At 47.5% G+C, this 12,059-nt stretch carries 11 protein-coding genes; 7 read left to right on the top strand and 4 right to left on the bottom strand.

From position 1 onward, the window contains the following. Positions 1–93 precede the first annotated feature (93 nt). Together QWZ17_RS13525 and QWZ17_RS13530 are read left to right on the top strand one after the other, a co-directional pair. A complete protein-coding gene (locus QWZ17_RS13525; protein ID WP_290305767.1) occupies positions 94–549 on the top strand; it encodes a hypothetical protein in 456 nt (151 codons plus the stop codon). Next, positions 546–3,488 (top strand): type IV secretory system conjugative DNA transfer family protein, encoded by a 2,943-nt coding sequence (locus QWZ17_RS13530; RefSeq protein WP_290305768.1) that lies wholly within the window; start codon positions 546–548, stop codon positions 3,486–3,488. Before QWZ17_RS13525 ends, QWZ17_RS13530 begins: the two co-directional genes overlap by 4 nt. Before the next feature lie 2,349 nt (positions 3,489–5,837). On the opposite strand, the gene QWZ17_RS13535 is transcribed toward QWZ17_RS13530, so the two are convergent. Next, positions 5,838–6,086 carry a helix-turn-helix domain-containing protein gene (locus tag QWZ17_RS13535; protein ID WP_290305769.1) on the bottom strand — a complete coding sequence of 83 codons (249 nt, stop codon included), beginning with the start codon at positions 6,084–6,086 and terminating at the stop codon, positions 5,838–5,840. Between the two features lie 144 nt (positions 6,087–6,230). Here QWZ17_RS13535 and QWZ17_RS13540 point away from each other — a divergent pair, with 144 nt between their 5' ends. The 3 genes from QWZ17_RS13540 to QWZ17_RS13550 all read left to right on the top strand — a co-directional run bounded on the left by QWZ17_RS13540 (position 6,231) and on the right by QWZ17_RS13550 (position 7,784). Then, complete coding sequence (locus tag QWZ17_RS13540) at positions 6,231–6,680, top strand: hypothetical protein (protein WP_290305770.1); 450 nt, start codon at positions 6,231–6,233, stop codon at positions 6,678–6,680. Positions 6,681–6,886: 206 nt separating this feature from the next. After that, complete coding sequence (locus QWZ17_RS13545) at positions 6,887–7,246, top strand: hypothetical protein (protein WP_290305772.1); 360 nt, start codon at positions 6,887–6,889, stop codon at positions 7,244–7,246. 301 nt (positions 7,247–7,547) lie between these two features. Next, a complete protein-coding gene (locus QWZ17_RS13550) occupies positions 7,548–7,784 on the top strand; it encodes a hypothetical protein (protein WP_290305773.1) in 237 nt (78 codons plus the stop codon). Between the two features lie 160 nt (positions 7,785–7,944). Here the strand turns inward: QWZ17_RS13550 and QWZ17_RS13555 are convergent, their stop codons facing one another. Then, entirely contained in the window at positions 7,945–8,565 is a 621-nt protein-coding gene (locus QWZ17_RS13555; RefSeq protein WP_290305774.1) for a hypothetical protein, read from the bottom strand. A gap of 183 nt (positions 8,566–8,748) precedes the next feature. Between QWZ17_RS13555 and QWZ17_RS13560 the strand changes: the two genes are divergently transcribed. Both QWZ17_RS13560 and QWZ17_RS13565 read left to right on the top strand, forming a co-directional pair. Beyond that, entirely contained in the window at positions 8,749–8,997 is a 249-nt protein-coding gene (locus tag QWZ17_RS13560; RefSeq protein WP_290305775.1) for a hypothetical protein, read from the top strand. A 54-nt stretch (positions 8,998–9,051) separates the two neighbouring features. Continuing rightward, positions 9,052–9,297 carry a hypothetical protein gene (locus QWZ17_RS13565; RefSeq protein WP_290305776.1) on the top strand — a complete coding sequence of 82 codons (246 nt, stop codon included), beginning with the start codon at positions 9,052–9,054 and terminating at the stop codon, positions 9,295–9,297. A 6-nt stretch (positions 9,298–9,303) separates the two neighbouring features. On the opposite strand, the gene QWZ17_RS13570 is transcribed toward QWZ17_RS13565, so the two are convergent. Beyond that, positions 9,304–11,373: a DUF262 domain-containing protein gene (locus QWZ17_RS13570; RefSeq protein WP_290305777.1), complete on the bottom strand. Its 2,070-nt coding sequence runs from the start codon at positions 11,371–11,373 to the stop codon at positions 9,304–9,306. 117 nt (positions 11,374–11,490) lie between these two features. Beyond that, complete coding sequence (locus tag QWZ17_RS13575) at positions 11,491–11,973, bottom strand: helix-turn-helix transcriptional regulator (protein WP_290305778.1); 483 nt, start codon at positions 11,971–11,973, stop codon at positions 11,491–11,493. Between the last annotated feature and the right edge of the window lie 86 nt (positions 11,974–12,059).

The following is a 12,059-nucleotide window of genomic DNA, read 5'->3' on the forward strand; positions in this document are numbered from 1 at the left end:
TATTTTTTTATTTTAGGCCTAACTTATTTTGATTTCGTAATAAATTTTCGATATTCATACAACCCAAAGTTGTCAAACTAAACCTATACCGCCATGCCAAAGCCAGTGATCCACGGCCACTCGTACCGCCACTTCGGCGACCTCCAGCTGTCATCGAAGGAATTCTACGCCGACCTTGAGAAGACCATCAGCGAATACCAGTTTCCGAACGTCGAGTGCAAGCCCGTCGAGTTCTGGGAGGGCGGACTGCTCTCCGACCAGCGCGAGTACCTGCGGATAAGCCACCGCGACCTGCGGTACTACGTGTGCGCGGCGCCGTTCGGCCGCAGCTTCTTCGTCAGCTGGTGGCTTGAGGAGACGGAGGACTGGGTGCTTGCCCTCCTCGGGCGAATCCCGCTCGTAGGCCGAATCTTCCGGCCCGGAAAGAAGACCTACTACGAGATCGACGCGGAGCTGATCTTCACAGCGAGTATAGAGGCGCTGGTGGTCGAGGCGGTAAGCCGGGTGGCCGCGGAGCACGGGTACCGTATGGAGAGCCTGCCAGAATGAGCGGCATGTCGGCCTCGGCGCGCCTCACCACCCAATTTTACGAATGGGAGCAGCGCGGCAGGGGATGGCAGATAGCAGGCGAAATCGTCGAGCTTGAGCCTCCCTTTATACCGTTCTTTGCCCATACCATTGACGCGCCATACATTGACGACGGCAAACGCCATACGGCCTTGAGTACCATTGCCAAATGGTTCAGGACCGAGCACGTGGTATCGGTGCCCGAACCGGTAAAGGACACCGTTGTCGCGTACAGCGATACCGATGAAGACCCGGAACTGGTGGTCTACGCGATAGCGCTTGCCAGGCACTTCGCGCTAAAACCCGAAGCGATGGAGCACTGCCTAACGATGCTCTCAACATGCAATTTGCCAATCTCATTTGAACTCATAGCGCAATCAGAGGCTATCGCCATTCAAATCGTCTGCCGGGAGGCCAATGCTGCGTTTGTATACGCGCAGCTCACCGGCTATTTTCCCGAGGTGGCCGTCCGCCGCACCAAAACAGATGCGCTGCTGGACTGCGCCATGCTTGCCAGCACCGCGTACATGCTTGACGTGGGACTGGAGGACGAGTTTGTGCGGCCGATCAGCACGTTCGGCAAGGGAGGGCCTGACCCGCACACGGCGCTGTTTGGCACCCTCAACCAGCTGCAGGATACCGAAACGGTTGTTGTGCAGGTGCTTTTTTGCAGCGTGCAGAATGCCTGGGCTGACAGCATCGTTGCGTCCGTGAGCGACGGGCGGGGAGGGTCGTTCTTTGCCGACGCGCCCGAGATGCCCGGGCTTGCAAGGGAAAAGGTATCCCGGCCGCTGTTTGGGGCAGCGCTGCGCATAGCCGCCTTTGCCGACTGCATCGACGATGCACAGGAATTATTGCACCATGCAGCCAACGCAATCGTCGTCGCCTCGCGGTCGCCGTTTAATGCGTTAATCCCACTGAACACGCCGACGTACACCATAGAGCGGCGGCTGCGCGACCTGGTGATGCGGCAGACGCACCGCGTCGGCATGCTGCTCAACACGAGGGAGCTGGCAACCTTCGTGCACTTTCCGCCGGTACAGCTCTCAAGGAAGCTGCTGCCGAACCATACCGCCACCAAGCGCGCCCCCGCATACCTTTTCAACCAGCCATATGCATTAGGGATTAACGAGCACCAAGGCCAGCGGATTGAAGTCGGCATTGATGCCACCCAGCGCCTGAAGCACCTGCATATTATTGGCGGTACCGGCATGGGCAAGTCGACACTGCTTCACAGCTTGATAGCTCAAGATATCACACAGGGAATAGGCTGCTGCGTGCTGGACCCGCATGGAGACCTAATAGACTTGGTACTCAAATCCATTCCGCAAGAGCGCATAGACGACGTGGTTTTGATTGACCCGTCCGACAGCGAGTATCCGGTCGGGCTGAACATCCTGCAGGCCCACAGCGACATCGAGCGGGAACTGCTGGCCTCTGATCTGGTCGCCCTGTTTAAGCGCTTCAGTACCTCATGGGGCGACCAGCTTCATAGCGTGCTCGCCAACGCCATCATGGCGTTCCTGTACAATACGAAGCCGGGGCACATTGGGGACCTGCGCAAGTTCCTCATCGAGCCCTCGTTTCGATCAGCGATCCTCTCCACCTGCACCGATGAAGAACTAGTGTACTACTGGCAAAAGGAATACCCGCTATTAAAAACCTCTTCCATTGGTTCAATCCTTACACGGCTTGATAGTTTTCTGCGACCAAAAAGCATTCGTTCCATGGTTGCGCAGCATCAGGGGTTAGACTTTCACGATCTCATGAATAGCAACAAGATCGTGCTGGTAAAGCTTGCGCAGGGGCTGATCGGGAGCGAAAACAGCTACCTATTGGGCGCGCTCATCGTCGCCAAGCTCCAGCAGGCCGCCCTTGCCAGGCAGCAACAAGAGGCAAGTACCCGCACACCCTTTTTCTGCTACATCGACGAGTTCCACCACTTCGTCACGCCATCTCTTAATACTATTTTAAGCGGGGCCAGAAAATTTTTTTTAGGATTAGTGTGTGTCCATCAGGACATGCAGCAACTGCAACGGGTCGATAACGATATTGCAAGTTCCCTGATGTCCAACGTTGGAACCCGCATTTGTTTCAGATTAGGGGATACCGATGCCAAGCGGATGCAGGAGGGGTTCAGCGGCTTCGGCGCGGACGATTTTCAGAACCTCCCCGTTGGCAATGCCATTGCGCGGGTCAACACGGCCGACGCCGATTTCAGCCTCACAGTTGCCCCCACAGCCCTGCAACTGCATGACTACAGCACGAATATCATTGACGCATCACGCAACCGCCACAGCGTGCCTGTAGCCCCAATTAATATTATCCCGCCACCAATAGAAACACCCGAACCAACACTTGATACAACTCCATCTACACCACCAACGCCTATTGCCCCAACAACCAAGAGACTTGTTGTTGAAGCAAAGCAAGATACCGAACACCGGTACCTGCAGAACGTCATCAAGACGATGGGGGAACAACATGGATATAAATCAAATATTGAAGTACCGACCAAAGACGGCAACGGCAAAATTGATGTGCTACTCACAAAGGACACCGAAGTGGTTGCCTTTGAGGTATCCAGCACCACCGATGCCGGTTGGGAACTGCACAATATTATCAAGTGCTTAAACGATGGTTGCACCAAGGTCGTATGCTGTTCTCCTCATGCAAAGAAACTTACTCAGATGAGGCATAAGATACAGGTATCGTTTTCAGTACATGAACAATCAAAAATTTACTTGTTGAGTCCACATGAATTGCCACAATTCTTTACTCTAACTTGTATATCAAAAGAAGCATCGCCGACGGTATCAACCATGAAGGGGTATCGGGTGAAGGTAAAATACGATGAGAGCAAAGCAAGTTCGGATGCGAACGGCATAATCAGCCGAATCATGAAAAATGGAAAACCATAGGGAGTGGCTGTTATTTTTATTAGCGCGTAGACATATTCGACAAAAAAGGGCACATGGGGCGTTATTTTTTTATTTGAAATCCACTATTTTAGCTAAACCTTATAGAAGAAGCATGTATACCCTAACCACAACCTGCTTCATTGCCGCGTATTTTCTTCTTTTTAGAAAGATATTCATTACTTACCCCAACAAGGTTCCGGCCCCTCAAGGAGGGCAATCTAAGGGCAAAGTCAGGCCTTGTACTGTTGTTGGGGGGGCAATCGTCTCGTGGATGGTCGCGGAGGTCATCATGCTCGATTATTACCTCTTAAGCCATAATGAGTTCGCTGCAAAGACAAGTGCATCGACAGCGTTTGACCAGAAATACTCACTGAATCGCACTGCGATCACCGTTGTGATTCTTCTAATCTATATAAACTCATACGATTTTTTTTGTGCTGAGAAAATACCGTAACAACTCGATAAGCAAAAGTTGCGCGCCAGCCGGAGAAGCAAAGGAAGAATCAGAAAAGAGGACAATCACAATCCTCATTTCTTTTGGGGCATTCATTTTGATCTTCGTAAGTCAGAGTTTCTTTGCTTTTATTGTTGTGCAAAAGGCCAATACTATAGTGGCAGGCTGACGATCGCCTTAAAGAATATTGAAAAATTCTATATTGAACACACCCGGCCGGTAATGAAAAGCTAATAAAGGGATGGAATTAGGGCCGTATATAATACGTGAGATTAGAAGACTGTCAGATAACATCTTTGATGATTTTATTGATTCCCAAATTAAAAAGCCTTGGTGACACCGTTTAACACTCTGCTTCGACTGTTATCTTTTACAAATAACAATAGCTTGCAAGGATTTTCCAAGCCCCAGTCGATTACTGAGATGCGACGACAATCGGAAATAGGAAAGGGCCGCCCGACTTCGGGCAGCCCTTTTAGCATGATTGCCCGGCCTATTCCCGATATATTATGGGGAGGCTTGATCCCAGGGAGTTCAGCTGTATCAGCCTTCGCAGGTCCTTGGCGTACAGGTTGAATTCGTCCTCAACGTAGAAGCCGTACGGCTCACAGGACAGGAGCATACGGTCGACCCGGTACGCCTGAAAGAGCCGAGGAAGGGCATAAAGAACCTCCGGCCAATGCGAGCCCCGCCTCGCGAGCGACCGTACATCTTCAGCAAGACGGTGAAAGACGTCGGCCGTGCAGTCGTCAGCAGGGGCCGAAAACGCGAGCTTGGCGACCCGTCTTCCAATTTTAATGTCTATTTCGTGCCGCTTTGCCATCAGGTACCTTACCTGATAGGCGTCCGAGCTGCTGAGAAACGGCGGCGGATGGCTGGTGCCACAGTTCGGGCACTCTATGGGGAATTGTTGTTTTTCAATCGATTGCGTGCTATCTTGATTCATGGGATTGTTTGATTTGAGGACTGTTGTTCTCGGTTTCGCGTGCGTGCGAAACTTCAAAGAATCTGTTCGTTTGCAGCCCTTGGCGCCTTGCGCCTCGGGTTTTTTTGTTGGCTTGGAGCCGATGGGTCTCTAGGTGTTCATGGCATTTCCTTTTAGTTCGTGGCCGCCCGGACGACGCGTCGTCCAGGCGTAAAATCGAAGGAAAAAAGCTGAGAAGATCGCTGGATAATATGACACAGCGATGACAATTATCGGGGTGCTAACTTTCGTTTAGTCCCTATCTTTATCGCTAACAAATATACGGTAACTGTGTCTTCGATGTCTCGGTTACCCTTCTTTTTGGCACCCTCGCGGTGCCTCAGTTAAAGGGTCCTGGATGCCTTCGAACTCAGCCAGGTGCCCTTTAGCACTCCTTCTGCGAATCGTCAGGAGGCTTCTATCCACAAGGTACGCAGTTTATTCATCATTTGCACCAACTTTTTTCACTTTTAACTCCCGGTTCATCTTTTAAACCTATCGATAACTTTTCTTTCCATTTTGTTACAGAAAGCGGCATTTCACATTGTCTAATGGACTGAATACCAGTGCTCGCATCCATTCATTTTGCTGTCCATAAGTCAGAGTTTTTTGAGGACATGCTGTACAGGCCCCTGAAATTGTTTCTTTGCTCTCACTTTCACTTTTTGTGCGACTAAGCCGTGCGAAAAGCGGGAGCTTACCTCGCCGGCGCTCTCGAAGACAGTGAAAGGATTGGACGTGCCGGGCAGCAAGTGTTACGGAGCTCTCACCCGAGATATTGCAACTGAAACAGAGAGGCGCTGTAGAAGAGCGCAATTGGGGCAGGCATATGGCACACCCCTGCCGCCTTTTTGTCATAGCGGCGGGGCTGACATGCCGGTTAGTAGATGGCTTCAGTGACTTGCCCAGCCCGCCTTTCCTCCAAAAAAAGCTACCTCGTGGCAATCGGCGCCTCCGGCAGGAAGTCCCTCGGACTGCATTCAAAAATCACTGCAAGCCTGTTGAGCTGGTCCAAGCTGTACTTGCTGACGTGCCTCGGGCTCTCGATCTGGCCGACGAAAGCGTCGGACACCTCCAGCCTAAGGGCGAGCGCGGCCTGACTGATCCCGCGCTCCGTCCGGAGCGCCTTGATCCGGGCAATCACGTATAGATCGATGTCGCTTTTTTGCTGTCCCCGCATGCCGCTAATAAAGCGCAGTTATTCAAGAATTCCACCAAGCATTACTTGGTATTTTGAAACTACCTTTGTACCTTGCGCAACCCGCAATCCCGCGGGTTTCCAAGCCTTACGAAAATGAAAAGAACCATTCCTAATCCAAAAACAATGCTTATCGCCGCAGTGGTCCTCCTTGCCGCGTGCGGCAAGAAGTCCGACAGCGGAAGCGGTCCAACACTCAGCGCGGCGGCCAAGCTGCTCACCGCGTCGCCGTGGAACGGCTCCAAGAACGAGTGGCGCACCACCGCCGGCGCCTGGGTTGCCCCTCCGTCCTTCGCCACCTTTCCGTACTATCCGGGCGCGACCGTCACATTCCTTTCCAGCGGCGCTTACTCGACGAACGGCGGCGCGGCGGGCACGTGGCAGCTTTCCAGCGGGGACGCGACGCTGACGATATTCCTCGGCACCGGAAGCAGCAGGACGCTCACCATCGGGACGCTCACCTCGGCCACGCTCCAGTTCACCCAGGCGCTCAATCCCGACGACAGCTATACCGTAAACGCGAACGGCAGCGGCTATACCCACTACGACATGTCCCGCACGACGCTCACGCGATAGGTCGCAATGGGAGGACCGCGTGGCTGCCGACCCCGGCCGCGCTTCCGCAGTGGTGACGCCCTTTTGTCACCACTTCCTTTTTTCATGCCGCAGCTCCGTTCGGCCTGCCGGTAAGATATTTAGTATCAAAAAGTTGCAACCCTGGCAAATACCGTTACTTTTGCCAAGCCAACAAGCCAATCTAAAACCAAAATCTTGCCAACGACATGAAAAGAGCCCCCCTTTTTGCAGTCGCCCTGCCAGTCTGCCTCATTTTTTGCCTCGCCGCACGGCGGGACCTGCCCGGCAGGTGGACCGGCTCGCTGCGGTGGGACGACAGCACCCGCTATCAGCTGGCCTACAGGTTCACCCTCATCGGCGACTCAGTCGCCGGGACGGCCAGCAGCCCGCTGGGGGACTTTCCCATCGACCAGGGCAGGCTGGATACCGCCGGGCTGCACTTCAAGGTGACCGTGAACGGGCTTGACGTGTACCACGAGGGAACGGTCTACCCCGACTCGATCGGCATGAACATCACGCTCACCGGCTCGATGGTGCACTGCACGCTTGTCCGCGCGCCCAACTGACAGCCCAGCCTTTTCATGCCCTGCTCCCAAGAGCACGTGCGCCTGAGAAATCCGGCCTTTCCCTTTCCGCGCATCCTCTTTGTCGCCGGCTTTTCGAGGATGCCTTTCCGCTACCCCGAGCTGCCTTTTTGAAGCCCGCGGGCCGCCGGTTCAGCAAGCGTTGAAAGCCCGCCAATCTTTTCCGACAAACCACTGTTATTATGTTCCAATTTTTGACTATGAAAACAAAGACGGCTCAAAGGCTGCTTAAACACTCACCGCTATACAAAAGAACGCCACCTACACCTTCAAACCAGACGGTATGCTTACCATCACTGGCAACGCTGATGGTTCAACCACTATCGGCACATGGAAACTTACCGATACCACGCTTACGAATTCCGTTAAAAATGATGATGGCGACACGGTGAGCCAGGCATTTGTTATTGCCGTCACTGACACCATCCTTGCCATGGCAATCACGCATAAATTTACGGTAACTGCAGAGGGTGGATCACTTGCTACTTATTATGGACGAATAGATTCGTTTAAGCTTTAATACTGTATATTTGAAATTCACGCAGGTATCTTGCCTGCATTGTGATAAGGTTTAGGTTACAAAAGTCGGGCGCGAGGTTCCGACTTTTGTTGTTTAATACGCTTTGTAAACAATGAAAATATCTTCTTACCCTGATTATTTGTTAGACGCTAATCTAAAATTAAAACCCTTTTGTCCCTGATTTACGGGGTGTTAACGGCTTAATCGTTCGTTGGATAGTAATTTTATATGATTTAGGGGATTGAACAGTGAATATTTCTCCGACATTAGGGCTACTCAAAGTCTTTCTTGTTGAAACCAATTCTAACGATACGTAATATTCTTCTTGTCTATCATTTTTATGAAATAGGGTTAATAATGGGTTTTGTTGGTCTATATTGTAGTCGATCATTGCTTTAGCGTCGGTTAACCATGTACCGTATTGCGAAAAATTATCGGATATCAGAGTTAGAGTTAAGGTGTAATACCCACCCGCTCCTGCGGGTTCTTCCGTGCTTATTGATAGATTTTCTTGAATTGCATTCCCATCTCTGTCGTCAAAAACAAGTTTATTTAAAAAATTTCCTTTTCCATTAACATCTTGTTCCCAACTAAAGGTAGCCAATACGAACCCTTTTGATAACAATTCATTACTAACATCGGTAACTAATTTGGCATTAGATGGATAGCTACTCCCTCTATTGAATTCGCCTATAAAATGATATAAGTCGCTCACTTTAAACTGTGCATGTGCGACATTGAAGGTTACGGATAATAGCGTGGCTAATATGGCGGATCTCATTCGATAAGAGTTTAGTTAATACAAATAAAATTACTCTTTTAGAACCGAATTAATTAAATATTTGAAATCTATTTTTTCAATTGTTTATGGGAAAACAAAGTGACAACCATTTAATAATAAATTGGTTAGGCATGATAATTGTAAGATTTACGTGGCGCGAATAATCGCCGAAAGGAGACAGCAATGGGACTAATTGATGATTTAACAAATGCAATCAAAAATGATGATGGGGCCAGTAAAGTTTCTACTGACCCAAAGGCGACAACCAACACAGTAAATGATGACGGCGGTACTCAAATTAGAAATTCCAACGTCGCTATCAATCACGATAATGGCGAACACGACACAATGTTTTCAAAGACTACCGTTAGCGGACAGACTGGTGAAGCCAAATACGAAGAAGGCGGCCACGGCCCGAAATTTGAGAAATAAGTGATTTACAGAAAGCCCCAATAACGTTATCATGAGATATCATTATTGGGGCTTATGAAATCTTTAGACTTTATACAGAAATTATCCCACACACTGACGCTTGTATCTAATAATCATATGGCAGAAGCGGAGCGGGAGTTCAGATCGCTCAACATTGTCGGAACCCCAGACCATTTGGCGCAAATTCAAAGAATTCGGCACTTAGTGTGGGATTTAAACGAATTACTAGTAGTTCGCAATGTTAAAAACATAAACAGAGATGAATTAATTAATGAATATTCGGAATATTTTATTAGCTAAATTGCTTTAGGCCCCCTCGGCATATTTTATAAACAGCTCATCAGTAATATCCATCGACGATAATATTAGCTTAATCCTTTCGAATTTCATTTTAGAGCTTAAATTACCTTCAATGTAGTAGGTTTCGTTTAATGATATCGCCTTAACACATTCGATAGGACTTTTCGTTAGCCCAATTTTTTCTTCTAAGTCTTGAGTAAAAAAGATGGTGGGAGTTAAGTCGAATAACACCCTCATTACGTGTTCGTACAATTGTGACACGGTATTAAATTCAAATTTTTGATCGAAGAAAATCACATAATCCAGCTTTTTGTGCGACGGATCTTCAGCCTCAAATACGTTGATTTCTTCGTTCGCAAAAGCCTCATCTATAACGATGTCTGGAAACTTCCAAATGTTCAAAAATCTGCTACTAATTAGATCGTAGCGTTTGAGAAGTTCTGTTACGTTCCATGCACTTAATGTAGCTAGATGGCGATTTAGCCAAAGTCTGCTGTATCTATATCCTTGCTCTTTATTGTCGATGTTCATATCCCGCTTGTCGGAGAAATACTTATTACTCAACTTTCCATTGTTACCAGACAGTGTCAAGTTTGCGATCGTGTTTAAATATTTTTCTTTCAGCAAGACAAACTCGTCTTCATTTAGCTCCAATTTCCAGCGAGGGTCAGGGTTTTGCGGGAAAATGTGTTCGATAGTGATATCGGAATTACCTTCAATATAAACAGGCTCTCTATTGTCTAGATTTTCTAATCTATCCAAAAAATAGCTTCTATTCTTGGACTGGATGCCATACATGTCGCGATCCTTCAGTATCGTGACAATTTCCTGGTTTCGGGGGAAGCGCTGTATCGACTTTTTCTTTAACAGAGCAAGCTGAAGCGAGTACAAGTATTTCGTTTTGTCGACATCTTCGTACAGTCTCATAAAGATCTTGTTGAGAGCATTCGTCGGTAGGCTCACAATAAATCTTCTCCAGGTAAACGATTGAATGAGTTCGAGTACTTCAATAAATACTTTTTTATCGATCATTTCCGAAGCGTAGTCACTGTATACTTCCAACAGGAATGGAAACGATACGTTAATTTCTAATTTATTAATGAAGCTTAACTGTTTTCTGATTTCTACATCGGGCTCAGCGGAAGGGTTTATGAGTCGGTGGTAGTAAGTAGAGTAGCGTTTTACTTTTGATAAAACCCCTTCTAATTCCTCAATACTTTCAAATGCGAATTTGTTTTTGAACTCCACATACACTTTGTTTTTGTTAGGGATTTCTCGCTTTTCAAGAGTGAGAAAGTCTCTGATAAATTCTGAAACCCTATTTGTATTCGTGTCCTTATTTGTTGCGTGAGTTTCAATATGACGCCAATAGTTTTCATAGATATTGGTTTGGTCTTTGTGCTTGAGTCCCATAAGAATATAGTTCCGAATTAAGTCAGCTTGATTGAGTTCCAAGCCTGTCGAGTTTAAGCTTTCAAAGATTTTTTGAGGATCGTCTTTTGTCCGCTCTAACGATATCTCAACAAAGATTACCTTTGAAAGGCCCTTCTGTATCACGTCGAAATTCTGGGTTGTTAGACTTGAGATAAAGAAGTTGTAGTTTTCTATCAGTCTTGAGTACTCAGTGAAAGAATCGGACGGATCATTCCTTAGTAAAAATTTCAGGGCTTTATCGTTGTTATCCGTCGGTTTTAGCTTCAGCTTAGCCCCCTCATCAGCAAACTTATTTATTAAATACGTTTCCATGATTTTGTTAACCAGAGTTGTATTACCGGTTTGCTGTGCATATACGAAGATTGCGATATAAAGCAATGTAATTGTAGTCAGTCTCTGCTGTCCGTCGATAATGGACAATTCATTAATTCCAGCCGAAGAGTAAATGTCGTCATGTATATAAACGATACTTCCTATAAAATGGGATAGCCTTTTTTCGTCAACGCCAACTGATAAAATATCTTCAAATAATTGTTTGCACTCACCGATGTTCCAATCATAATTGCGCTGATAAACCGGGATTAAAAATTGGGTGTCTGCTTGCGCCAAAAACTTAGTTAGGTTGACTTCGTTCGCTTTCATAAATTGTTATTTAGTTCTAAAGTACGCATTAATTGCAGTACTATAATATTTAGTATAGGTCTAAAAATAATAATTAATTTTTTCATGTTTTCTGACGCTGTAGAGTTAAAAACACCCCTATGCGGGGTGTTGTAAAAAATGAACAGGCAATTTTCTCCAAGCGGAAAGAATCAAGTTTTTATACATGGCATTTGCAATAGGCTTTCCTTGTTCCCACCGTTTTGCTGCATCGACAGAAACGGACAATCGTCTTGCACATTCTTTGAAGGTAAGGCCGTGAAAGTATCGTATCTGTTTAAGTTTTCCACCAAAACTCTCGGTTTCATGATCTAACGGGTAGTAGCCAAGAAAGGAAATGATTGCCGGGTAGTGATGGATTTGGGGGTGGGAGCGCTCATTTTCCCAATAGGTGAGCGTGTCCTCCGAAACCATTAGGATGATGGCGACCTCTCGTTGCAATAGGTTGTTTTTAATTCGTTTCTTTCTAATGTGCTCACCAATTGTTTGCGGATCATCTTCATAATGCTTTGTTCCGCGATTTTTGAATATATTCGTGGATGGGAGAAACGTGTACGGATGAATGTTGCCTTGACGAGCCAAACGACCTTAAAAAAGAACGATATGCAAATCCTTCATTAGTCAAAATGCGACCGTTTGGCGTACAGATTGTTAATCGAAGTCTGAAA

Origin of the sequence: Mucilaginibacter flavus, assembly GCF_030409315.1 — a bacterium.
GTDB classification, from domain to species: Bacteria; Bacteroidota; Bacteroidia; order Sphingobacteriales; family Sphingobacteriaceae; genus Mucilaginibacter; species Mucilaginibacter flavus.

Bases quoted from the DNA above. Each gene is read 5' to 3' on its own strand.
- QWZ17_RS13525 (WP_290305767.1), top strand. From the start codon at position 94: ATGCCAAAGCCAGTGATCCACGGCCACTCGTACCGCCACTTCGGCGAC.
- QWZ17_RS13530 (WP_290305768.1), top strand. From the start codon at position 546: ATGAGCGGCATGTCGGCCTCGGCGCGCCTCACCACCCAATTTTACGAA.
- QWZ17_RS13535 (WP_290305769.1), bottom strand. From the start codon at position 6,086: ATGCGGGGACAGCAAAAAAGCGACATCGATCTATACGTGATTGCCCGG.
- QWZ17_RS13540 (WP_290305770.1), top strand. From the start codon at position 6,231: ATGCTTATCGCCGCAGTGGTCCTCCTTGCCGCGTGCGGCAAGAAGTCC.
- QWZ17_RS13545 (WP_290305772.1), top strand. From the start codon at position 6,887: ATGAAAAGAGCCCCCCTTTTTGCAGTCGCCCTGCCAGTCTGCCTCATT.
- QWZ17_RS13550 (WP_290305773.1), top strand. From the start codon at position 7,548: ATGCTTACCATCACTGGCAACGCTGATGGTTCAACCACTATCGGCACA.
- QWZ17_RS13555 (WP_290305774.1), bottom strand. From the start codon at position 8,565: ATGAGATCCGCCATATTAGCCACGCTATTATCCGTAACCTTCAATGTC.
- QWZ17_RS13560 (WP_290305775.1), top strand. From the start codon at position 8,749: ATGGGACTAATTGATGATTTAACAAATGCAATCAAAAATGATGATGGG.
- QWZ17_RS13565 (WP_290305776.1), top strand. From the start codon at position 9,052: ATGAAATCTTTAGACTTTATACAGAAATTATCCCACACACTGACGCTT.
- QWZ17_RS13570 (WP_290305777.1), bottom strand. From the start codon at position 11,373: ATGAAAGCGAACGAAGTCAACCTAACTAAGTTTTTGGCGCAAGCAGAC.